Genomic DNA, 20,305 nt, shown 5'->3' with positions numbered 1-20,305 from the left:
GGGGCCCTTTCTGTCACTACCTGCGCTATGGTCCAGGCCACAATCCGTGACCCACTCACAACGTAGAGGAGCGAACTCCCATGAGCATCCTGAAGGCTGGCCTGCTGGTCCTGCTCGCCGTACCGGCCCTGGCCGCGTGCGGAGGACAGTCCAACGACGCCGGACCCTCCACCACCCCGACCACCGCCGCCAGTTCTGGCCCGGAAAGCACCACCCCGCCAGCCAGCTCGGCACCGACCGTCCCCGCCTGCGCTGACGTGTGGGTCGCCGGGCGGGTGCTCCCGGCGGACTACAACGGCTGCACCCACGACAACACCACCGAGGCAGCCGTTGGACACGCCTGCAAGACCGGGGGCGACCTGATCGCGTACGGCAAGGCATGGGCGCAGCTCGGCCAGCCGATCAAGGTCGCCAAGGGCGAGCTGGCCGCCGACCCCGCCTACAAGGCAGCCTTCAACGGCTGCTGACACACCAGCACGAATCAGAGGAGCGAACCTCGTGAACGACGCACCGGTAACACCGGGGCGGTATCAGCCGTACCCGGAACGGGCCGACCTGGTGATCTGCATCGAGTGCAGCAAGCCGAACGCGCCCGCGATCATCCCCCAGGCCACCATCGACCGCCACGAGCTGTGGCACGCCACACCGCCGGACGGTGAGCGATGAGTGACTACAAGATGCCCCGGCCACCGAAGGACACCCCAACCCTGTACGCCCAGGACGGCAAGGGGTACGAGGCCACCGTCTACGCCCACTACTTCATCGGCAACTGCGACTGGCTCATCACCGAGTACGACCCGGAGGAGGACCGAGCATTCGGCTGGGCCTGCGTGGGCGACCGCGACCGCGCCGAGCTGGGCTACCTGTTCCTGTTCGAGCTGGAGCAAGTCCGGGTCCGGGGAGTGTTCCTGGTGGACTACGAGATCGGCTGGCAGCGGGTCACCCTGACCGAGGCCATAGCCGAGCTGGACCGCAAGCAGGGCTGGACGCGCTGACGTAGGCGACCGGCCCGGCCAATCACCGTGCAACGAGCCATCACCAACCAGAGGAGCGAACCTCATGAGCAAGACCAGGAGCCAGACGATCACCATCGGCTGGACGATCAGCAACCGGGAGGCCGGGTACGTGGCCTTCATGGACGGCTACCAGCCGTTCGCCAAGCAGTACACCGAGACCATCACCGTAGAGCTGCCCGTGAACGTGGTCGGGCACCAGGTCGCAGAGTTGGTGTTCATCGCCACGAACGCACCGGCCGTGGACCCCGGCACGCCGGAGGAAGCAGTCCAGGAGGCGATCTACGCAACCGGCTACCGGGGCGAGCAGGCCGCGCATTTCAGCCTGTCCGTTGGGGACACGGTAACCGTGGACGACGTGATGTGGGCGTGCAAGGCCGCGTCCTGGGAGAAGGTCAGCGGCTGACCAGCGCGGTCCAAGTCGTCGGATAAGACGACCGGCCCCCGGTTCCCATCCCTGGGAACCGGGGGCCGGTTTGCTTGTCTTCAGATAGTCGACAACATGCCCATGCGGTCCGCGAGCCCGCGGAGTTCACGGCCGCCGGCATCGCGACGAGAACGCATGAGAATCTCGCTGACCATCTCGCGGGCCCAGATGTTGTGGCGGGTCCGGGTCGAGCCCATCTTCTCGGCCTTCGTCAGTAGATGGGTCACCTCGTCGTCGCGGCCACGGAGACCGTGCAACGCACGAGCATGGTCGATCAGGAACCGCAGGCGGCGGGTCTTGCTGGGGATGTCGGCCAGCGAGACTTCGGCGGCAACCTCGGCGGCCTTCACGTGGTCGCCAGCTTCTAGGGCGATGCCCAGCCGCCACAGGTTGACGTTCGCGCGGGAGAAGTTCAGCCAGAAGGCATTGTCTGGCACGATCCGCTCGGCGGACTCTTCGGCTTCCCGCAGGGCCGCCTCTGGGTCCTCGCCTGCCATCTCGGAGCAGAACGCAGTGACTAGAACGTTCATGCCGTAGACCTCCGTCGCGGTGACGGTGTCCGGCGTCAGCAGTGAGATGGCGTTCGTGGCCACCGCGTCGGCACGGTCGTATGCGCCAAGGCCGATGAGCGCCTGTGCGCGGGCATAGTCGGCGGCGGCAAGGTACACCGGATCTTCGAGGATCTGGGCGGCCTGGTGACCCCGCTCCGCTGCGACCCAGGCCAGATCGACGGCGCCGAGGTTCTTGAGGAAATGGGCCGTTGAGTTGGTGGCCTGAACTAGCGATTGGAGCGCGGGGAGGCGGTCGTTGCCGCCCCCCGTAGCGGTTGCGTGTAGGTCGAGCAGAAGGGGAGGCAGGCCGTGGCCGACTAGCGCGTCCTGACAGTTGATGCGTGCCTCGGCCAGGCGTTGGGTCTCCAGGCTCAGCTCATCGATGGTTCGCTTCGACGCCCCGGACGGCAACTCAAGAGACGTGGAGATCAGGGCGAGTCGAATGTCTGGGACAGCCGCATGCGCCTCGGTGTTCGCCCGGTCGGCGATGAAGTGATCGCCGGTGAGATCGGCCATGCTGACCCGAAGCGCGTCGGCAATCGCCTTGATCGTCTTGCGGCGTTCGAGGTTGACGTTGCCGTTCTCGATCTTGGACAGGTAGCCCTTCGTGATCCCGGCCTGGCCCGCGAGGGCGTCCAAGGTCATGTTTCGCCACTTGCGTAGGCGGCGAATCTCTTGCCCGAGATTTGCCAGGTCATTGTCCATGCAGATAACGGTACAGGCCATGGTTTCAACTTAGGAAACTTTCTCGGTCCGTGGTCGCTTAGCGTTCCGGTCATGACGCTAAGAGCGACGAGGGATCTGGCGCTTCGGACGGCAGAGGCGCTGTCTGAGGAGGAGATCGTGGAGTATGCGGAGCGCTGTCCTCCCGAGCACCGCTGGGCCTTCGAGGCATTCCTCCGCGGTACGCGTGACCTGGCGGGCGACGAGATCACGGGGCCCGTTGACCCGGTGGTGCCGAGCGGCTCATGAGTCAGGAGGAGCAGTGGCGGGTTCAGCTTTGGCTCGGTGAGTACCTCATTGAGGAGCGCATCGCACCGACCGGACTGGCTGAGCAGTACGCGAACGTGATCCGACTGCGCATCCGGGGACTGACCGGCCGCCGGTTGCATTGCGAGCGGGTGAGCGTTGACGAGGTGCCCCCGCCATACGCGCGTCAGCCCAACCCCCACGATCGGCTCCTCTTCGGTCGGACGGGACCGGCACCGCCTCCTCCAGGCTCGGATTGATCGCCGTGCCGTGCTGGTCCCGTCACCAAGCCGGAGCCCTTGGTTTCCCGAGGCTGAGGGCTCCATCAAGACCAGTAGGCGGGCGTACCGGTTCCCTGACACCTGCGCCCGCCTGCTGTTCCAACCGCCCCAACCCGAACACTCAGTGAGGACCAAGCCATGTCCGACATCCAGCGACTGAAGGAACAACTGCACCAAGTCTCGACCGAGGCGAAGCAGGCTGCCGGTGGACTGACCGGCTTCCAGCAACGGTTCGGTCAGAGCACCGCGCAGGTCCAGGCACTGATCGCCGGGTCGGCTACCGGCGTGGACCGCGACATTGCACAGATCCTGGACGCGGCCAGCAAGTCGGTCGGCCAGGCAGTCCAGGCACTGGAGATGGCTGCTGCCGGCTGCGCGAACTACGCCAACCAGATCTGATCCAGATGCCGTCCGAGCTCCAGCGCGTCGCACAGGATCTGGTCGACTGTCTCGACCGGATCCCGTCCATGGTGGATTACCTTCACCGCCTGGCGGCCAAGTGTCGGGAGAACGCGGCGATGATCGCGGGCATGGGCAGCGCCAACCCGGGGGCCGGGAACGCTGCGATGTTGCTGGATGCGGCTGCTCGTGCGTGCGACGAGGCGGCGCACTACGCGGCCATGGCACCGCCAAAGGCAAGAGGCTGGGCTGAGCAGATGGTGAGTGGAGCGCGTACCGCAGATGGCCCCAAGCCGACCTCTGGCGGCGGAACGGCTCGCGTTCCTGATCCGGGGGGCCAGGGATCAGACGACGGCTTCGATCCGGGAGAGCTGTTGAAACAGCTCCCCAAGCGCGACGTTGGTCCCGGACGTAGGGTCAAGACCCGTGGCACCTGGCACGACGACAGCGGGCGGAATCACCCGCTGGTCAGCGGTCAGCACGAAGAGGATTACCAAGCTGCTCAACGGCACGCGGAGAGGTTGGGGCTCGTCACCCCGCCGTACCTGCTGTCCACGGCAGCAGACGTCGAACTGAAGTTTGCGATGCGCATGCGCCGCGAGGGCATCACGAACGCGCGCATCGTCTTGAACCAGAAACCATGTAAAGGCGAGCTGAGCTGCCACACCCTGCTCAAACGGTTCCTTGCTCCAGGGAGCAGGTTGACGGTCTACGCTCCAGATTTTGAGTACACGTACGAAGGGGAAGCAGAGGCAGATGGTGACGATTAAGGCGTACTACCGCGATGAGCACGGAGACACACCTCTGCGCATTGAGACGGCCACTGAGCTGGACGCGCTGATCGACGCGCTACTAGCGGAGCCGTACGAGAACTCGGTAGCAGCCCTGTACGTAGAGGGTCGGCTGAACGATGCGGGCGTGCCGGATCATGAGCTGCTGATTGCCGTCAACGCCGAGGACAAGGTGGGCGGACTGCGGTTCATGGGCGACGGAGGGACGTACTTTTCCGCCGGTCAGCCGAGCCGCCACGACGAGGTCGTCTACTACTACATGGGAAGCGACCGCGAGTTTCCCCATGCCTCTGAGATCTCGATCGACGCGCTCCGTGACGCGGTAAAGAACTTCCTGGCGAACGGTGGGCATCGCCCGACCGGGGTGGAGTGGACGGTGGCGTGAACGCTGACCAGCCCAACCCGGACGACCTAGCCCCTCCCGGAGATCGTCCACCGGTGGAGAAACTCACCTGGGCGGACCTCAAGCGGGGCGACCGAGTGCATCACTTCGAGTACGGCGCGGGCACCTTCAGATTTGGAGGTCCGATGTGGGTCTACATCTCCTGGGACGACCCGAAGGTCAGACGCCTCAACGGCCCCAGAACCGGGCACACAGCCGGCATCGTGCCGTTCTTGACCCGGCTTCCCTCGCCCGTGTTGCCAGGGGATGCCTCAACCGGATCTAACTGACACCAGCGGAGACGCGCAGGAGGGCCCCTCTCGTCAATGAGGAGCCCTCCTGCGCGTCCTACGGTGACCCGGGGTCAGCGCACCTCAGTGATCTGCAGGGAGTACACCTCGAAGCCCACGCCGTACGGCGCCAGCGTGGCCCGCAGCTCCCCCCGGAACGCCAACACAGCCTGTTCGTCACCCTCAGCATCGATGGTCCGGGTGAACACGTAGTGCCCCGGCTTGTGCGGGGCCCGGCGCAGCGACTTCTTGGTCAGGTACAGGTGCGCCTCGTTGCTCAGCTCACCGGCCGTCAGTTCGAACTGCGCCGAGCACGCCCATCTCCGCATCGTTCGCTCCTCTCGGTACTGCGTGGGGCGGGTGGGACTTGAACCCACGACGGGGCGATTATGAGTCGCCTGCTCTGACCAGCTGAGCTACCGCCCCCGGGGATTGCCGGGTGGTCTATCCCCTATGCGGGGACACGCCCGGCGGGGGATAGGGGATATTACAGGGGCTACTGACGGTCCTCTCGTTGACGTCTGGGCAGGTCAGGGGCAGTTTGCGGCCGGTCGTCCCGGGGGTTTATGAGTCCCCTGCTCTAACCAGCTGAGCTACCGCCCCGTGTGCGGGAGATCGTATCGGGTGTGGGGCGGGAGCCGAGGTGGAGGGCGTCTGGGTGGTGCTTGTATTCATTGGAAGCGGCGTGAAGTATAGGGTGCTCGGGTGGAACGTCGGCGGTACGACTCGTTGCGCCGGACGGCGCAGGCGTTGCAGACGCGGTCTGAGATCGCGGATGCGGCGCGGCGGTTGTTCGTGAGTCAGGGGTGGGCGGCTACGACCGTGCGCGACGTGGCGCGCGAGGCCGGGGTGTCGGTGCCGACGGTGTACTCGGTGTACGGCAACAAGGCCGGGCTGACGCAGGCGCTGGCCGATGCGGCCGGGCTGTCCGCGGATCTGGAGCGGCAGGTGGCCGAGCTGGATGCGGCCAAGGACGATCCGGTGCGGCAGTTGGCCGCGATGGCCGGCTTCGACCGGCGGTTGTACGAGCGTGCCGGGGACGTCATCGTCCTTCTCCGCGAGGCCTCCCGGAGCGAGCCGGAGCTGGGCGAGCTGTACGCCGAGGGCCGTCGCACGGCGGACCGCACCCGCGTCGAGGTGTTCTCCGGGTGGCCGGCCGGCGTACTGCGTGAAGGGCTGGATGTGCCGACGGCCGTCGATGTGTACGCCGGGTTGTGCAACGTGGACGTGTATCGCACCTTCACCGGCGAGCGCGGGTGGTCGGCCGATCGGGTGGAGGACTGGTGGCGCGCCGCCCTCGTCCGCGAACTGCTGCAAACCAGGGGACGGTCAGGGGTTTGACGGAGGGCTGGTAACCACCGACCGGGCATGATGGAGGCAGGTCCGGACGAAGGGAACATCGATGGGCTGGTTCATTTTCCTGGTGATCGTGGTAGGCGCGATCGCGGCGTACAAGTACCGCGTGCCGCTGCTGGCGAGGATCCTCGGTCAGCCTCAGCACCGCATCCAGCGGGCAATCGACCGGAAGAAGGGGAAGTAGCGCTTCCTCCCGCCAAGCACGAAGAGGCCCTGCCCGCACGCCTGCGGCCAGGGCCTCTCGTTACCTGCCGTCGATCAGGCAGCGGCAGCTACCACGTTCGCGAGCACGGTGATCTGACCGGAGCCGGTGTCAGACCGGTCCGCCGCGTACCCGAACGCGTTCACGGTGAACGTCGTGTCCTTGGTGACCGTGACGAGACCGACGGCGGAGCCGAACAGGTCCGCGTCGAGCGCCGGTGAGATGTCGTTGCCGCCGATCGTCACGTAGTTGGAGTCGCCGACGATCTGCAGCATTGGCTGTACCTCGGGGTCGCCGGCCGCGGCTGCAGTGGTTCGGTTGAACTTCGCGGACAGGTTCAGCAGCCAGGTCCCCTTCGGCAGCGTGAACGTGCCGACCTCGGTGTGACGGGTCGAGAACGTCCCGCCGATGTTGGCGATCGCTTTCGGCGTCTTGTTCGCGAACAGCGACGTGGCGCCACCCTTCACGTCCGGGGTGCCTTTGGTGTTGATGGCGGCGCGGAGCTGGGGGTTCAGGTCATTGCTGATGATCGAGTTGTCGACGATCTGGAGTGACGACACCGAGCGGGCGCAGAGCGGGTAGGTGAGGGTCTTGCAGCCGGTGCCGCCGGCGGCGTTGGCGGCGATCGACACTCCGAGTACCGCGGCGGCCGCGACGACTCCGGCGATCGCGAGGCGGCCGGTCTTGGTGTTCAGGATCTTCTTGAAATTCACGAGAGTTCTCCCCTTCATCCCCGAGGCCCCCCTCGGGATCTGGAGAGGAAAGTACGCCCGAACTGCGGTCTAGGCCAATAGCTGGAACGTAAGCGATTCGCCAAGTTGCCGCGCACGCTGCGGGAGAAAAGCAGAAGCCGGGCTCCTGTGGATCAGGACCCGGCTCGTGAGATCGCTCCCGCCACTGGACTCGAACCAGTAACCTGCCGGTTAACAGCCGGCTGCTCTGCCAATTGAGCTAGGCGGGATCGTGGTGCTGCTTTGCCTCGAACCCCGAGGACCTGAGTAGGTTAGCAGGCGACCGGCGAACTACAAAAACGGGATTCGGGTGCCTGCGGGGTCAGGCGCCGAACTCCTCGCGGACCTCCCGGAGGGCGGCCTCCGCGGCGTCGACGACGCCGGGCTGGGACGGCTCCAATCCCTTGTCCAGAACGATGTTCCAGGTGACCTCGGCGTCGGCGGCGGCCGGGTTGCGGCGGCCGACGATGCGGACTCCGCGTTTGCCGGACAGCGGTACGTGGCGCTGGACGACGATGCTCGCGTCGACCCGCTCGCGGAGCAGCTGGCCGAAGCGGCCGGGGTCCTCGACCTTGAGCTCGGTGGCGCGCAGCGGCGTCCCGAAATCGGTGGTCTCGTAGACGTGCAGCACCGACGCCTCGGCGTCCCAGTTCGCCCGCTCGATCAGCTCCCAGCCGACCCGGCGGTCCGCGTCCGCGGAGTCCGACGGCAGGTACACCGCGGCGCGCGTCCCGGCCACCCAGCGGCCGTTCGCCAGCTGCGCGGCGGCGAGCACGTGGTCTTTGCTCCCGGTCGACTCCCGAGCGGCCGCCGACACGGCCGTCTCCAATTCGCGCGGCCAGGCAGTACGCAAAAGTCTCACACCCACATCATTCCAGCACCTCCAAGGTGGGTCTCAGGCGACGTACTCCCGCAGCTGTGGGAGCGCCCGCCGCCGCAGCTGACGCAACGCCTCACGCTCCAGGGCCCGCACCTTCGCCGGCTGCAGATCGAGTTGTACGGCGGTCTCCTCGGGCGTCGACGGGATGTGCCCACGCAGCCCGTATCGGTGTTGCAGCACCGACCGGTGCAGGTCGTCCAGGAAGTCCAGGTGGTACGCGAGGTCCCGGCGGAGCGCGGCCTGCAGCACGATCGGGTCGTCGTCGAGCACCGGGTCGGACTCGTCCAGGTCGAGCGTCTCCGGATGCACCCGCCACTCGTACGCCCGCTCGATCCGGGCGATGCTCAGCCCGGTCGCCCGCGCGAGCTCCGGCGTACTCGGATCGTGGCCGAGCTGTTGCGTGAGGTCCTGCCGCGCGGCGCTCACCCGGGACGCGTCGGCGTACGCCTGGGCCGGCATCCGCACCAGCCGCGATCGGTCCGAGATCGCGCGCCCGATCGACTGCCGGATCCACCAGATCGCGTACGTCGAGAAGCGGTTCCCGAGCCGGTGGTCGAACCGCTCGACGGCGCGCATCAGCCCGATGTTGCCCTCCTGGATGAGATCCAGCAGCGAGATGCCCTTCCCGCCGTACCGCCGGGCGAGTGAGACCACGAGCCGCAGGTTGCCCTCGACCATCCGCTGCCAGGACAGCTGCCCGGCCGCGACCACCTGCCGCAGCTCGGCCGCGTCGGCGCGCAACGGATCGCCCCGCAGCCGCTCACCCGCGAGCAGCCCGGCCTCGATCCAGTACGAGTGCTCGTTCACCTCCTCCAAGGTCAGTAGCTCGTGCCGCCCGATGTCGCGCAGGTACGCCACCAGCGCGGTCACATCCGCCGGATCGCAGTCGAGATCAGCCATCAGTCCCTCTCCCCGAAATCTCCTTGCTCAAGAGAGTGCCTGATTCCGGCCCTCCAGAACCGATCACTTCGAGTATGTGGATAACTACGAAAAGCGACCGAAGAGCGGCGGTGACCCGACATGTCAGGTGATCGCCAGCCACGATCCGTAGCGGCACCACGCCGCCTCGGTGAGGCTTTCCGCCACCGGAACTGAATCCGGGCAGAAGGAGGGCCAGCCCCATGGCAACCAGAAGATCGATGCTGCTCGGTCTCGCGCTCACCGCCACCCTCGTGGTGCCGGGAACCGCGAACGCCGAGCCGCCGACGCCCACGGTCGGAGTGACGAAGGCACCGTCCCAGCAATCGTCGGCCAAGTCGGCCAAGGTCACGCTGCTCACCGGCGACGTCGTCACGATGACGACCGTGGCCGGCACCCCCGCGGTGACGGTGACCCCGCACGCGGGTTCGACGGGCAGCTTCACCAGCTACTCGGTCGGCAAGGACGTGTACGTGATCCCGCAGCAGGCGGGTCCGCTGATCGCGTCCGGCAAGCTCGACCAGCAGTTGTTCAACATCTCCGGGCTGATCGCCCAGGGGTACGACGACGCCCACGCCAGCGCCATCCCGATGATCGTCAGGTACTCCGGCACCGCGTTCGCGAAGGCCGCCCCGCCCGTGAGCACGAAGCTGAAGCGCAGCCTGCCGAGCGTCCGCGGCGCCGCGGTGACCGCGGCGAAGGCGAGCACCGCCGCGTTCTGGAACTCGATCGACGACAACGTCGGCAAGACCGCCAAGCCACAGCTGTCCGGCGGCGTCGAGCACGTCTGGCTGGACCGGAAGCTGCATGCGCTGCTGGACAAGAGCGTCCCGCAGATCGGCGCCCCCGACGCCTGGCAGGCCGGGTACGACGGCACCGGCGTCAAGGTCGCGATCCTTGACACCGGCGTCGACCTGAACCACCCGGACCTGGCCGGCAAGGTCGTCGAGAGCCAGAGCTTCGTCGCCGGGCAGACCGTTCAGGACGGCCACGGCCACGGCACGCACGTCGCGTCCACGATCGCCGGCAGCGGTGCCGCGTCCGGGGGCAAGTACAAGGGTGTCGCGCCGGGCGCCGAGCTGGTGATCGGCAAGGTGCTGTCCAACGAGGGCGAGGGCGCCGCGTCCGACATCGTCGCGGGGATGGACTGGGCCGCGCACTCCGGGGCCAAGGTCGTCTCGATGAGCCTGGGCGGTACGGCCGGCCCGAAGGAGGAGGACCCGCTGGTCCAGGCGGTCGACTCGCTGACCGCGCAGACCGGCGTCCTGTTCACGATCGCGGCCGGCAACTCGGGCCCGGGGGCTGCCACCGTGGGCTCGCCCGGTGACGCCGCCTCGGCGCTGACCGTCGGCGCGGTGGACCACAACGACGCGATCACCGACTTCTCCAGCCGCGGCCCCGCGGTCGACGGCTCGCTGAAGCCGGAGATCAGCGCGCCCGGTGCGGAGATCGTCGCGGCCCGCGCGGCCGGGACCAGCATGGGCCACCCGGTGGACGCCAACTACACGTCCGCGAGCGGTACGTCGATGGCGACCCCGCACGTCGCCGGCGCCGCCGCGATCCTGGCCGAGGAGCACCCGGACTGGACGCCCGCGCAGCTGAAGGACCAGCTGATCAGTACGGCGAAGACCACCGCCGACACGTCCGTGTTCGCCCAGGGCGCCGGCCGTGTCGACGTCAGCCGCGCGTTCCGTCAGTCGGTCGCCGCGTCGGGCGTCGTCGACTTCGGGATGCGTCCGTTCGGTTCGACCGACCCGGTCGTCAAGCAGCTCACGTACACGAACCGCGGCGACCAGCCGGTGACGCTCGCGCTCACGCAGAAGTCTGCTGGTACGGCGGTTCCGGCCGGCACGTTCCAGCTCGGCGCGACGTCCGTGACGATCCCCGCGCACGGCACGGCCGACGTACCGGTGACGTTGACCGGCGGAACGATGGCCACCGGCTCGTACGGCGAGCACGTCGTCGGCACGTCCACGGACGGCGTCGTCGTCACGACCGCTGTCGGTTTCGAGCAGGACGTCCAGCGGTTCAACGTCACGATCGACGTGAAGGACCACGGGCAGCCCGTCGCCGACCACGCGTACGGCATGATCTTCGTCTTCGACCTGCAGACCGCGCGGCCCGCCGACATGTACTACTTCGAAGGCACCGCGGGGAAGCTGACGCTGAACCTTCCGCGGGGCGAGTACGGCTTCGAGTCCGGCACGTACCGGTTCACGAAGGACTGGGGGCAGACCCGGCAGGTCGTGTACGGCGCCGAGTCCGGAGTCGTGCTCGACCAGGACAAGTCGCTGACGTTCGACGGCAGCCAGGCGCACCAGGTCGGCCTGAGCACGCCGGCACCCAGTGACCTCACGCAAGCCCGGATGAGCATGTCGTTCTCCAGCGACAACAACCCGCTGCGGTACGAGCTGCAGTCCGACGTGGCCGGCTTCACCAAGCTGTTCGCGATCCCGTCGACGGGCAAGAAGGAACTGCTCGAGCACCGCCTGCACTTCTCCGCGAGCGAGCCGATCCTCGCCACCCGGATGGCCGGCCGGGGCGCGTTCCCGATCGCGCCCGAGTACGTCGGCGGCTGGACGGGCTCGGCCAAGATCGTCGGCACCCGGTCGTTCCGGGTGGTGAACGCGGGCACCGGCCGCGCCCAAGACTTCACCACGGCGGTCCGCGGCAGCCTCGCCCTCGTCAAGCGCAGCGACGACGTAAGTACCAGCCAGGTCGTCGCGAACGCGGCCGCCGCCGGCGCCGGTGCGGTCGTGATCTACAGCGACGTACCGGGCGAGTGGGGGACCGCGATCTACACGAAGACCGAGACTGCGATCCCGGCGCTCACGCTGTCCGGTGAGCAGGGCGCGAAGCTGGCGTCGCTGGCCGCGAAGGGCACCGTCAAGCTGCTGTTCCAGGGCAAGGCGATGCCGTCGTACAGCTACGAGGTCCTGAAGACGCAGGCCGGTATCTCGGCCAACCAGCAGTACCGGGCGGACCGGCGGGAGCTGGCGACCGTCAACGACCGCTTCTACGCCTCCACTCCGGCGACCGAGGGTGGTTTCGCGCGGGCGGTGATCTCGGACAAGCAGACGTTCCTGGTCTCGACCCTCGTGCGTACGACGATGCCGCGGATGCTGACGGAGTACGTGAGCGCCGGTGTGCGGACCTTCGAGACCGTGGCGGCCGCTCCGGTCTGGGAGATGCTGCCCGGCATCATCCAGACGTACCCGGTCGTGCTGAAGCCCGGGCAGGTCGCCGACCGCGCGTGGAACAAGGCGGTCGTCCGGTCCGCGATCACGGAGTACCACCCGTACGGGACGCTCCGGCTGGGCGAGCTCGGCAGCGTGGACATCGCCCCGCTGCTCGCGATGGAGACCGGCCAGTGGGGTACGCCGTTGAGCCTGCTGGAGACCAAGGAGCTCACGGTCTACCGCGATGGCCGGCTGGTCGGGTCGGCGCCGTGGATGTCGGTCAACTTCCCGATGGTCCCGGAGCCGGCGACGTACAAACTGGTGGCCGAGGTCTCCCGGGACCTGCCGTGGTGGACGACCTCGACGAAGGTCGACACCGCGTGGACGTTCCGCTCGGAGCACACCGAACGCGGCGCCCTGCCGGTGCTGTCGATCGACTACGACCTGAACGTTGCCCTTGACAACAGTGTTCGGGCCGGGCAGACCACGACCCTCGGTCTGGGCTTCCGGAACCCGGCCGGTCTGGCCGCGCCGAACCTGAAGGACGTCAAGGTGTCGGTGTCGTACGACGACGGCGCGACCTGGCAGCAGGCCTCCGTCCGCCGGACCGGTGCAACGGGTGCGAGTGCGGTCCTCCGGAACCCGAAGACGGCCGGGTTCGCCACGCTGAAGGTGCAGGCCACGGACGTCGACGGTACGGCCGTCGAGCAGACCGTGACCCGCGCGTACAAGGTGCGCTGATCCGTCCGAGTGGTCCCACCTCGGCCAGAGGTGGGACCACTCGGGTCACGGAGCGATCAGGCCGGAGCGAGCGGCATACCAGGCCAGCTGCATCCGGCTGTCGGTGCCGGACAGCTCCATCAGCCGTTTGATCCGCCGCTGCACCGTCCGCTCACTGGTCCCGAGCCGCGCCGCGACCGACTTGTCCGGCATCCCGGACAGCAGGTACGTGAGCAGCTTGATGTCGAAGTCGTCCCAGGCCGGGCCGCCCTCGACCAGGGTCGTCGCGCTCAGCTGCAACGGTGTGGCCACCTGCCAGACCCGCTCGAACAGGTCGACCAGTAGCCGGACGAGCGACTGGCCGCGGACCAGCAGGAAGCCCGGCTCGACGCCGGTCTGGTCCGGCAGCATCGGCAGCAGCACGATCCGCCGGTCCATCACGATCATCTTGCTCGGCAGCTCGTTCACCAGCCGGATCTGGTACCCGCCGGCCAGGAACCGCGCGATCTCGGCCGGTGTCCGCGGATCCTCGAGCGCCGACCGCTCGTACACGAACCGGTACGAGGGCACGTCGGTGGTGACCTCGAGGTCGCCGTCCAGCACGTACGGCGGCTTGAAGAACGCGAGCAGCTCCTGCTTCGCCCCGCGCTCGATGTTGTCGACCCAGGTCGCGAGCTCCTCCGGCGTGGTCAGCGCCTCGACCTCGCTCATCGCCGACGCGGCACCGGTGCGGTAGACGTCGGTGAGTTCGGCCAGCCGGCGTTGGGCCTGCTGCAGCGTCGTCTGGTGCTGCACGACGAGCGTCCCGAGCCCGACGTCCGGCGGTACGGCGTTGTGCAGGCCGGCGTCGTCACCGGTGGCGAGCCCGAGCGCGACCAGCCTGGTCAACGCGTCCGTCACGGTCGCGAGCGGCAGCTGGACGGCAGCACCCAGCTCGTCCGCGGTCGCGCGCCGGCGCCGCAGGAGTTCGACGTACACGCTCTCGTCCTGCTGACCGACTCCCAGCCCCTGCAGCATCCCGGCCCCACCTTCCGCACCCGAAGGACAATGGCGGGACGCTACCCTGAATCGGCCAGAGATCCGATGTCTTGTCTCATGTATAGGAGCGCAGGCCGCTGAGCAGCCCGTGGTGGAACGGGTTGGCGTCGACCGCGTCGAACCAGGCCGGTCCGGTGGTGAGCGGCTCCAGCGGCGGGACGACGACGGGCCCTGGTACGGCGTTGGCCGGTCCGCGGTGCCCGAGTTGCTCGTCGAGTTCCGGCGCGGGCATGTCCGGCAACAGCACGAACGAGTCCGTCGGGACCGCGATCCCGTCCGCGGCGGCGAGTGCGGCGAACCTGTCGGCGGCCCGGGTCGCCGCGGTGGACGGATCGGCGCGGACCTGCTCGAGATCGGCGACGACGCTCTTCCAGCTCACCGCAGGATCGCCGTAGTCGATCAGCCGGGAGAGCCGCCCGACCGTGATCGGTGTCGCCGTCGGCGCGAGCGGTTTCATCAGCGAGCGCAGGCCGTAGCGCGCCTTCCCGCCGACGACGACCAGCCGTACGTCGGCCTCGGTCGCGGCGATCAGGTTGCGGTACGGGTCGGCGACGGACCGGCGGACGACGAGCAGGTCCGCGAGTGCGCCGCGTTCGAGCCGGCCGACCGGATGCGGCCAGACCTCGGTGAGCGCGGCGCCCGGGTTGGACGTCAGCATCCGGACCAGGTCCTCGTCGGTGAACACCGCCTCCGCCTTGTTCCACAGGTCCGCGACCTTCAACTCCCACAAGACGTTCCGCGTCCCGGACGGCGCCCAGTCCGACCCGAGGCAGAGGCGGACGCCGCCGCTGTGGGCGGTCCGCACGTCCGCGGTGACGCCGTACAGCCAGAGGTTCGAGAACGGCGACCAGACGAGTGTGGAGTTCCCGGCGTGCAGGGCGGCGAAGTCGTCGGCGTTCAGCGCGGTGCCGTGGATCGCGACGAGTTGCGGCTTCACCACGCCGACGTCCTCGAGCAGCCGGAACTCCGACCGCAGCCTCGGGTCCGACCCTTCCGCCGAGTGCGCGATGAAACCCCGGCCGGCGGCGACGGCACCGGCGTACGGCGCGAGCGCGGCGGCGTTGTCGGCGACCAGCGTGCTGACCCGGATGAAGTCGTCGTGGGTGCCGAGCTTCTCCGAGTCGACGTTGCGCACCAGGTCGTTGTCCGGCGGTACGGCGCCGCGCGGGTTCCCCTGGATCGACGTCGTCCCGCCGACGATCGCGCGGGTCTCGACGTACCGGAGCAACGCCCGTCCGGCCGCGGCGCCGAGCAGTCGCGCGGGCTGACTGATCGCGACGCTGTACGTCGGCGCGCTGCCCCACTGGTTGTGCGACGTCCACGGCACCGTGCGCGCGGGCTCCGTCCACAACGGGAGGCTGTTGTACATCAAGTGATTGTGCAGATCGATCAGCCCGGGATAGACGAGCCCGCCCGCGGCGATCCGCGGCGCCGCCGCGAACCCGTCCGGTACGGCGTCGACCGGCGTGATCGCCGCGATCAGCCCGTCGTCCCCGACGTACACCTCCGCGCCGGGCAGGACTGCCCCGTCGGCCCCCATCGTCACCACGGTTCCACGCAGCACGAACATCCCCACCACCCCCGTTCCCGAGAGTAACCCCGACCGCTACCTTGGTCGGATGCGAGTGGCGACCTGGAATGTGAACTCGGTGAAGCAGCGGATGCCGCGGTTGCTGGACTGGCTCGACGAGCGGCAGCCGGACGTTGTGTGCCTGCAGGAGACGAAGCTCGCGGACGACGCGTTCACGAAACTGCTCGGCGCCGAGCTGACCGGTCGCGGCTACGAGACCGGGCTGTACGGCGAGCCGCAGTGGAACGGTGTCGCGCTGCTGTCGAAGGTCGGGCTCGAGGACGTGGTGACCGGGGTCGCCGGTGCGCCCGGCTTCCCGCACCCGGAGGCCCGCGCGGTCGCGGCGACCTGCGGCGGTGTCCGGATCCACTCGCTCTACGTGCCGAACGGCCGCGAGCCGGATTCCGACCACTACCACTACAAACTGGCCTGGCTGGCCGCCCTCACCGAGGTGATCGCGAACGGCCCGGCCGACCAGATCGTCTGCGGCGACATGAACATCGCCCCGACCGACGCCGACGTCTTCGACCCCGCGGCCTACGTCGGCCAGACGCACGTCACGCCGCCCGAGCGGCAGGCGCTCGCGGAACTGATGGCCGCGAAGGACCTGCACGACGTGGTCCGGGACCGCTGGCCCGAGAACCGGATCTTCAGCTACTGGGACTACCGGGCCGGCATGTTCCACCAGGACCTCGGGATGCGGATCGACCTGATGCTCGCCACCCCGGGCGTCGCGGACCGGGTGCGGGCCGCGTGGATCGATCGCAAGGCCCGCAAGGGGACCGGGCCGAGCGACCACGCGCCGGTGATCGTCGACCTGGACACCGCGCCGGACGGCGACCTCGGCCCGGTCGTGCCGCCGCCGTCCGCGCCGCGCACCGGCCGGAAGCGGACGACGACCTTGCCGCAGAGCCGCTGACATGCGCCGGTTCACTGCGGTCGCGATGCTGCTGCTCGCGGCGCTCACCGCCTGCAGTGAAAAGTCGAATGGCAAGCCGAATGACAAGCCGCAGCCGATCGCGTGGACGAAGGTCGACGTCGGCCCGGCCGATCCGGTCACGCTGACCGCGCACGGCAACCAGCTGCTGGTCGGCCTCCGGCACCGCGGCGCCAAGGTCGTCCCCGAACTCGCGCTGCTCGGCAACGGCACCCGGACGCCGATCGCGGTGAAACCCAACCCCGCCAGCCCGTACGCGTTCGAGGCGATCTGGTACTCGATCGCGTACGACGGCAAGCAGCTCCTCGCGCTCGGCGGCGCCGCCGGCGGCGCGCACTCCAACACCCGGTGGACCGTCTGGACCGGGACGCCGCAGACCGGCCTGGTCGAGCACCCGCAGAACTTCTTCACGTTCGGTGGGCAGACCGCGGGCGACCTCTACAGCGCCGTCCTCACGCCGAGCGGCAGCGCACTGCTCGGATCGTGGGGCGGCGTCCAGACCGGCAACGACGCGATGGTGTGGCTGCCGCAGAGCAACGGGATGTGGACCCGGCAGGACCCGTCGAAGACCGCGCTGCAGAGCACGCCGTCGTTGCTGGTCGGCCCCGGATTCGGTACGACGCTCGGCGAGAGCATCGTGCTGGTCGGATCGCAGGTACGGCTCGCGCCGGGTGTGGTCGCGCAGGAGGCCGCGGTGTGGCGGTCGACGAAGCTCGACACCGGCTGGAAGCGGATCGTGCTGCCCGAGCCGGGCAGCCGCAGCCAGGCCAACACCGCGACGTGTACGACGGACTGCGTGATCTCCGGGTACGCCGACGGGCAGCTCGCGATCTGGCAGCTCGACGCGTCCGGCACCGCGAAGCGGCTGCACGGCGTACCGGCGATCCCGGTGGGGGACAAGGACAAGCTGCCGCCGCCGGTGGTCGACAACGGAAAGATCGTCCAGGTCGTTGCCCAGGACAACAAGGTGAAGGTGCTCAGCGGTCAGGACGGGCACTGGACCGTGCAGGATTCGACGGGTCCGTCGGGCGAGCCGACGGCCGCCGTCCTGCTGCCGGGTCGCAAGCTCTACCTGATCGCCGGCACCTCCCTGTGGCAGACCACGCTCAGCTGAGCAGACCCTTCACGTACGCCGCCTGTCCGGCATGCTGCGCGCAGTCGTCGATCACGCTGACCAGTCGCACGCCGAGCGTCACCGCCGGAGTCCACCGGCGGTCGACGACCCGGTCGAGGCCCTCGTCGGTCACGGTCTTCAGGAACTCCACGGTGCGCGCGTGCACGGCGTCGTAGTACCCGAGAAGCTGGTCCGCGGACAGCTTCACCAGCGCGACCTGGTCGGACGTGTGCGCGTAGCCGGTGTCGGCGGCGTCCAACGGCAGCCCGAGCCGCTCGTGCCACCCGTCGGCGGTGTGGACCTGCTCGTACTGACCCGCGTCGGCCAAGTGGTCGTCCTGCACCCGCGTCAGGTGCCAGACCAGCCAGGCGATCGAGTTCGCACTCGGACCCGGACGGTCCGCGAGGATCTTGTCGTCGAGCCCGGTCAGCACGTCGTGCAGGACCTCCTGCACCCGACTGTGCGCATCAAGCAACAGTTCACTCGTCTTCATGCGCCCACCGTAACCGTCCGCTCCGACAACTAACGTTCCACCGCACTCCGCAGCGCCGCGTACGAGGCGACGAGGGTACGACGCTCCGCCGCGAGCAGCGGGTCGTCGCGGTCGCAGCCGGCCCGGACCCACCGGTCCGACAGGTCCATCGCGTCGACCCGGCGCTGCGCGGCCCGGCGTACGGCGTCTCGCTCGACGTTGTACACGTACGAGTACAGGTCGACGAGCGCGGCGACGAGCTGCTCCTCGGTGACGTCCTGCGAGTGCTGGTGTGCCCGGTGCACGCGCCACCACTCGACCTCCAGCCGGGCCGCTTCGACCGGTTCCAGGGAAAGCGTGCCGGACAGCGCGACGTGTTCGTAGAAGCGGCGCATGAACGCCCGGGCGGCGTCCGGCTGGTTGTCCGGGTACGGCGCCCAGGCCTGGTTGGCGCGCAGTACGCACCAGGCTCCCGCGAGCGTCCGGTGCGCCGGCATGCCGAAACCGGCGGCGACCATCCCGACCGCGGCGGTCAGGAACGCGCGCCACTCGTGCCGGTAGTACGCGGCCCAGGCGTCCGTCTCACGGTTGCCGACGACCACCGGATCGAAGGAGAGTGGACCTGTTCGCATGTGTCCCTCCTCGGGGGAGGTCCGATGAACGATGGTAGTCCGATCGCGGACGTGGTGGCGCGGATGCAGGAACGGCTCGACGAACTGCCGGCCGAGCGCGCGCAGCGGCGGTACTTCCTCGGGACCTACCTGCGGACGACGCAGGCGGTGGGGCGGGCGATCGACCGGGCGCGGTTCGAGGACCCGGACTGGGTCGAGGTGTGGGACGTGAAGTTCGCCCAGCTCTACCTGCAGGCGCACGACGGCGAGCTGGTGTCGCGTCCTTGGCGGCTTGCGTTCGACGCGCCGGAGACGCTGCCGCCGCTGGCGCACGTGCTGCTCGGGATCAACGCGCACGTGAACTACGACCTGCCGCAGGCGTTGCTCGCGGTGATCAGCGACGACGACTTCCGCGACCGGCACCTGGTCGACCGCCGGCGGCGCGACCACGAGCGGATCGACGGCGTGCTGTCGGAGCGGGTCGGGGCCGAGGACGACGAACTCGCCGCGACCGGTCCGCGGAGCCTGGTCGACCACGTGCTCAGCCCGCTGAACCGGCTGGCCTCGCAGCGGTTCCTCCGCGAGTCCCGCCAGAAGGTCTGGCACAACACCGAAGAACTGCAGCGGGCACGCGTCGACGGTACCTACGACAAACGGCTCGCCGAGCTCGAAGTGCTGAGCGCCGCGAAGGTCGCCGACCTGCTCCGACCGGGTCAGGTGCTGCTACGCCTGGCCGTCACAGGTTTCGGCGTCACGCTGCCGCCGCCCTAGCCCGGCAGCACTCCCGACCACACGACGCCAAGGGCCAAGCAGCCGAGCGTCACGAGCCCGAACACCCCGACCCACATCAACGCCGGTACGCCGGTCAGCCGCCGGAGCTGGTCCGCGTCCGAACTCCGCCCCTGCCCGCGCCGCCGCGAAGACTGCAGCTCGAGGACGGCGCGCGGCGCGGCCAGCAGCAGGAACCACGTGAGGAGATGCGCGAACGTCGTCTGCACCGACGTGGACCCCCACCACGTCACCCCGAAGACGACCGCGCCGAACACCAGCACGGACCACAGCCCGAACAGGTTCCGGATCTGGAGCAGCAGGATCACCAACGCGAGGAGCAGCCCCCACAGCAGCGCAACGGCGTACCCGCGGCTGAGGACGAACGCGGCCGCCAGCCCGAACAACGCCGGACCGGGATAACCCGCCAGCAGTACGGCGATCATGCCGCCGCCGGTCGGCTTGCCGCGCGACACCGTGACGCCCGACGTGTCGGAGTGCAGCCGGATCCCGGACAGCTTGCGCCCGACGAGTGCCGCGATCAGCCCGTGCGCGCCCTCGTGCGCGATCGTCACGACCTGCCGCGTGTACTTCCAGATCGGCCGCCACCCGATCAGCAGCAGCGCGACCACGCCGGTCCCGATCACCAAGCGGAGCGACGGCTCGGGCTGCACCGACGTGATGTTGTTCCAGAACTCCTTCACCC

Annotated in this window: 24 protein-coding genes and 2 tRNA genes; 14 read left to right on the top strand and 12 right to left on the bottom strand. The window is 68.8% G+C overall.

Going from position 1 to position 20,305, the window contains the following annotated elements; genetic code table 11:
• The first annotated feature begins 80 nt into the window (after positions 1-80).
• The 4 genes from ACXJJ3_RS08645 (at position 81) to ACXJJ3_RS08630 (ending at position 1,419) form a co-directional block, all read left to right on the top strand.
• Positions 81-467, top strand: coding sequence for a hypothetical protein (locus ACXJJ3_RS08645; RefSeq protein WP_458169445.1), 387 nt, complete (start codon positions 81-83; stop codon positions 465-467).
• Positions 468-498: 31 nt separating this feature from the next.
• The gene (locus ACXJJ3_RS08640) at positions 499-666 is read left to right on the top strand and encodes a hypothetical protein (RefSeq protein ID WP_380197375.1); all 168 of its coding nucleotides are present in this window, start codon (positions 499-501) and stop codon (positions 664-666) included.
• The gene (locus ACXJJ3_RS08635; RefSeq protein ID WP_458169444.1) at positions 663-995 is read left to right on the top strand and encodes a DUF2958 domain-containing protein; all 333 of its coding nucleotides are present in this window, start codon (positions 663-665) and stop codon (positions 993-995) included. The genes ACXJJ3_RS08640 and ACXJJ3_RS08635 overlap by 4 nt, the downstream gene beginning before the upstream one ends.
• A gap of 64 nt (positions 996-1,059) precedes the next feature.
• Complete coding sequence (locus tag ACXJJ3_RS08630) at positions 1,060-1,419, top strand: hypothetical protein (RefSeq protein WP_458169443.1); 360 nt, start codon at positions 1,060-1,062, stop codon at positions 1,417-1,419.
• A gap of 80 nt (positions 1,420-1,499) precedes the next feature.
• Here the strand turns inward: ACXJJ3_RS08630 and ACXJJ3_RS08625 are convergent, their stop codons facing one another.
• The gene (locus tag ACXJJ3_RS08625) at positions 1,500-2,696 is read right to left on the bottom strand and encodes a helix-turn-helix domain-containing protein (RefSeq protein ID WP_458169442.1); all 1,197 of its coding nucleotides are present in this window, start codon (positions 2,694-2,696) and stop codon (positions 1,500-1,502) included.
• Between the two features lie 72 nt (positions 2,697-2,768).
• On the opposite strand from ACXJJ3_RS08625, the gene ACXJJ3_RS08620 reads away from it, so the two are divergent.
• The 4 genes from ACXJJ3_RS08620 (at position 2,769) to ACXJJ3_RS08605 (ending at position 4,816) form a co-directional block, all read left to right on the top strand.
• Positions 2,769-2,963: a hypothetical protein gene (locus ACXJJ3_RS08620; protein WP_380197382.1), complete on the top strand. Its 195-nt coding sequence runs from the start codon at positions 2,769-2,771 to the stop codon at positions 2,961-2,963.
• Positions 2,964-3,379: 416 nt separating this feature from the next.
• Positions 3,380-3,640, top strand: coding sequence for a hypothetical protein (locus ACXJJ3_RS08615; protein ID WP_380197383.1), 261 nt, complete (start codon positions 3,380-3,382; stop codon positions 3,638-3,640).
• A 5-nt stretch (positions 3,641-3,645) separates the two neighbouring features.
• Positions 3,646-4,410 carry a DddA-like double-stranded DNA deaminase toxin gene (locus ACXJJ3_RS08610; protein WP_458169441.1) on the top strand — a complete coding sequence of 255 codons (765 nt, stop codon included), beginning with the start codon at positions 3,646-3,648 and terminating at the stop codon, positions 4,408-4,410.
• Positions 4,397-4,816, top strand: coding sequence for an Imm1 family immunity protein (locus tag ACXJJ3_RS08605; RefSeq protein ID WP_380197388.1), 420 nt, complete (start codon positions 4,397-4,399; stop codon positions 4,814-4,816). The genes ACXJJ3_RS08610 and ACXJJ3_RS08605 overlap by 14 nt, the downstream gene beginning before the upstream one ends.
• A 361-nt stretch (positions 4,817-5,177) precedes the next feature.
• On the opposite strand, the gene ACXJJ3_RS08600 is transcribed toward ACXJJ3_RS08605, so the two are convergent.
• Both ACXJJ3_RS08600 and ACXJJ3_RS08595 read right to left on the bottom strand, forming a co-directional pair.
• A complete protein-coding gene (locus ACXJJ3_RS08600; protein WP_458169440.1) occupies positions 5,178-5,432 on the bottom strand; it encodes a hypothetical protein in 255 nt (84 codons plus the stop codon).
• A gap of 23 nt (positions 5,433-5,455) precedes the next feature.
• Positions 5,456-5,529: transfer RNA gene (locus ACXJJ3_RS08595), tRNA-Ile, on the bottom strand.
• A gap of 279 nt (positions 5,530-5,808) precedes the next feature.
• Here ACXJJ3_RS08595 and ACXJJ3_RS08590 point away from each other — a divergent pair.
• On the top strand, positions 5,809-6,444 hold the full coding sequence (locus ACXJJ3_RS08590; RefSeq protein WP_458169439.1) for a TetR/AcrR family transcriptional regulator: 636 nt from the start codon (positions 5,809-5,811) through the stop codon (positions 6,442-6,444).
• Between the two features lie 61 nt (positions 6,445-6,505).
• A complete protein-coding gene (locus ACXJJ3_RS08585; protein ID WP_458169438.1) occupies positions 6,506-6,643 on the top strand; it encodes a hypothetical protein in 138 nt (45 codons plus the stop codon).
• Positions 6,644-6,717: 74 nt separating this feature from the next.
• Here the strand turns inward: ACXJJ3_RS08585 and ACXJJ3_RS08580 are convergent, their stop codons facing one another.
• From ACXJJ3_RS08580 to ACXJJ3_RS08565, 4 genes are all read right to left on the bottom strand, one after another.
• Positions 6,718-7,374 (bottom strand): hypothetical protein, encoded by a 657-nt coding sequence (locus ACXJJ3_RS08580; RefSeq protein ID WP_458169437.1) that lies wholly within the window; start codon positions 7,372-7,374, stop codon positions 6,718-6,720.
• Between the two features lie 175 nt (positions 7,375-7,549).
• Positions 7,550-7,622: transfer RNA gene (locus ACXJJ3_RS08575), tRNA-Asn, on the bottom strand.
• A 92-nt stretch (positions 7,623-7,714) separates the two neighbouring features.
• Positions 7,715-8,254: a hypothetical protein gene (locus ACXJJ3_RS08570; protein ID WP_458169436.1), complete on the bottom strand. Its 540-nt coding sequence runs from the start codon at positions 8,252-8,254 to the stop codon at positions 7,715-7,717.
• Between the two features lie 33 nt (positions 8,255-8,287).
• On the bottom strand, positions 8,288-9,172 hold the full coding sequence (locus tag ACXJJ3_RS08565; protein ID WP_458169435.1) for a sigma-70 family RNA polymerase sigma factor: 885 nt from the start codon (positions 9,170-9,172) through the stop codon (positions 8,288-8,290).
• 221 nt (positions 9,173-9,393) lie between these two features.
• On the opposite strand from ACXJJ3_RS08565, the gene ACXJJ3_RS08560 reads away from it, so the two are divergent.
• On the top strand, positions 9,394-13,110 hold the full coding sequence (locus ACXJJ3_RS08560) for a S8 family serine peptidase (RefSeq protein WP_458169434.1): 3,717 nt from the start codon (positions 9,394-9,396) through the stop codon (positions 13,108-13,110).
• Positions 13,111-13,155: 45 nt separating this feature from the next.
• Here the strand turns inward: ACXJJ3_RS08560 and ACXJJ3_RS08555 are convergent, their stop codons facing one another.
• Together ACXJJ3_RS08555 and ACXJJ3_RS08550 are read right to left on the bottom strand one after the other, a co-directional pair.
• Positions 13,156-14,106, bottom strand: coding sequence for a helix-turn-helix domain-containing protein (locus ACXJJ3_RS08555; RefSeq protein ID WP_458169433.1), 951 nt, complete (start codon positions 14,104-14,106; stop codon positions 13,156-13,158).
• Positions 14,107-14,182: 76 nt separating this feature from the next.
• The gene (locus ACXJJ3_RS08550) at positions 14,183-15,697 is read right to left on the bottom strand and encodes an amidohydrolase family protein (protein WP_458169432.1); all 1,515 of its coding nucleotides are present in this window, start codon (positions 15,695-15,697) and stop codon (positions 14,183-14,185) included.
• A gap of 49 nt (positions 15,698-15,746) precedes the next feature.
• Between ACXJJ3_RS08550 and ACXJJ3_RS08545 the strand changes: the two genes are divergently transcribed.
• A complete protein-coding gene (locus ACXJJ3_RS08545) occupies positions 15,747-16,616 on the top strand; it encodes an exodeoxyribonuclease III (RefSeq protein WP_458169431.1) in 870 nt (289 codons plus the stop codon).
• A 1-nt stretch (position 16,617) separates the two neighbouring features.
• Positions 16,618-17,748, top strand: coding sequence for a hypothetical protein (locus ACXJJ3_RS08540; RefSeq protein ID WP_458169430.1), 1,131 nt, complete (start codon positions 16,618-16,620; stop codon positions 17,746-17,748).
• On the opposite strand, the gene ACXJJ3_RS08535 is transcribed toward ACXJJ3_RS08540, so the two are convergent.
• A complete protein-coding gene (locus ACXJJ3_RS08535; RefSeq protein ID WP_458169429.1) occupies positions 17,741-18,241 on the bottom strand; it encodes a mycothiol transferase in 501 nt (166 codons plus the stop codon). The genes ACXJJ3_RS08540 and ACXJJ3_RS08535 overlap by 8 nt on opposite strands.
• A 29-nt stretch (positions 18,242-18,270) precedes the next feature.
• Positions 18,271-18,852, bottom strand: coding sequence for a hypothetical protein (locus ACXJJ3_RS08530; RefSeq protein WP_458169428.1), 582 nt, complete (start codon positions 18,850-18,852; stop codon positions 18,271-18,273).
• A 24-nt stretch (positions 18,853-18,876) separates the two neighbouring features.
• On the opposite strand from ACXJJ3_RS08530, the gene ACXJJ3_RS08525 reads away from it, so the two are divergent.
• A complete protein-coding gene (locus ACXJJ3_RS08525; RefSeq protein ID WP_458169427.1) occupies positions 18,877-19,602 on the top strand; it encodes a DUF5995 family protein in 726 nt (241 codons plus the stop codon).
• On the opposite strand, the gene ACXJJ3_RS08520 is transcribed toward ACXJJ3_RS08525, so the two are convergent.
• A complete protein-coding gene (locus ACXJJ3_RS08520) occupies positions 19,599-20,303 on the bottom strand; it encodes a M50 family metallopeptidase (protein ID WP_458169426.1) in 705 nt (234 codons plus the stop codon). The genes ACXJJ3_RS08525 and ACXJJ3_RS08520 overlap by 4 nt on opposite strands.
• Positions 20,304-20,305 lie beyond the last annotated feature (2 nt).

The sequence above is a fragment of the Kribbella sp. WER1 genome (assembly GCF_054189145.1).
The sequence above is the reverse complement of the archived record's forward strand: the minus strand, read 5'-3'. Positions and strand labels throughout refer to the sequence as shown.

What these genes read in the sequence shown, in the direction of transcription:
- ACXJJ3_RS08645 (WP_458169445.1), top strand. Translation starts at nt 81, where the DNA reads ATGAGCATCCTGAAGGCTGGCCTGCTGGTCCTGCTCGCCGTACCGGCC.
- ACXJJ3_RS08635 (WP_458169444.1), top strand. Translation starts at nt 663, where the DNA reads ATGAGTGACTACAAGATGCCCCGGCCACCGAAGGACACCCCAACCCTG.
- ACXJJ3_RS08630 (WP_458169443.1), top strand. Translation starts at nt 1,060, where the DNA reads ATGAGCAAGACCAGGAGCCAGACGATCACCATCGGCTGGACGATCAGC.
- ACXJJ3_RS08625 (WP_458169442.1), bottom strand. Translation starts at nt 2,696, where the DNA reads ATGGACAATGACCTGGCAAATCTCGGGCAAGAGATTCGCCGCCTACGC.
- ACXJJ3_RS08620 (WP_380197382.1), top strand. Translation starts at nt 2,769, where the DNA reads ATGACGCTAAGAGCGACGAGGGATCTGGCGCTTCGGACGGCAGAGGCG.
- ACXJJ3_RS08615 (WP_380197383.1), top strand. Translation starts at nt 3,380, where the DNA reads ATGTCCGACATCCAGCGACTGAAGGAACAACTGCACCAAGTCTCGACC.
- ACXJJ3_RS08610 (WP_458169441.1), top strand. Translation starts at nt 3,646, where the DNA reads ATGCCGTCCGAGCTCCAGCGCGTCGCACAGGATCTGGTCGACTGTCTC.
- ACXJJ3_RS08605 (WP_380197388.1), top strand. Translation starts at nt 4,397, where the DNA reads ATGGTGACGATTAAGGCGTACTACCGCGATGAGCACGGAGACACACCT.
- ACXJJ3_RS08600 (WP_458169440.1), bottom strand. Translation starts at nt 5,432, where the DNA reads ATGCGGAGATGGGCGTGCTCGGCGCAGTTCGAACTGACGGCCGGTGAG.
- ACXJJ3_RS08585 (WP_458169438.1), top strand. Translation starts at nt 6,506, where the DNA reads ATGGGCTGGTTCATTTTCCTGGTGATCGTGGTAGGCGCGATCGCGGCG.
- ACXJJ3_RS08565 (WP_458169435.1), bottom strand. Translation starts at nt 9,172, where the DNA reads ATGGCTGATCTCGACTGCGATCCGGCGGATGTGACCGCGCTGGTGGCG.
- ACXJJ3_RS08560 (WP_458169434.1), top strand. Translation starts at nt 9,394, where the DNA reads ATGGCAACCAGAAGATCGATGCTGCTCGGTCTCGCGCTCACCGCCACC.
- ACXJJ3_RS08555 (WP_458169433.1), bottom strand. Translation starts at nt 14,106, where the DNA reads ATGCTGCAGGGGCTGGGAGTCGGTCAGCAGGACGAGAGCGTGTACGTC.
- ACXJJ3_RS08550 (WP_458169432.1), bottom strand. Translation starts at nt 15,697, where the DNA reads ATGTTCGTGCTGCGTGGAACCGTGGTGACGATGGGGGCCGACGGGGCA.
- ACXJJ3_RS08545 (WP_458169431.1), top strand. Translation starts at nt 15,747, where the DNA reads ATGCGAGTGGCGACCTGGAATGTGAACTCGGTGAAGCAGCGGATGCCG.
- ACXJJ3_RS08540 (WP_458169430.1), top strand. Translation starts at nt 16,618, where the DNA reads ATGCGCCGGTTCACTGCGGTCGCGATGCTGCTGCTCGCGGCGCTCACC.
- ACXJJ3_RS08535 (WP_458169429.1), bottom strand. Translation starts at nt 18,241, where the DNA reads ATGAAGACGAGTGAACTGTTGCTTGATGCGCACAGTCGGGTGCAGGAG.
- ACXJJ3_RS08530 (WP_458169428.1), bottom strand. Translation starts at nt 18,852, where the DNA reads ATGCGAACAGGTCCACTCTCCTTCGATCCGGTGGTCGTCGGCAACCGT.
- ACXJJ3_RS08525 (WP_458169427.1), top strand. Translation starts at nt 18,877, where the DNA reads ATGAACGATGGTAGTCCGATCGCGGACGTGGTGGCGCGGATGCAGGAA.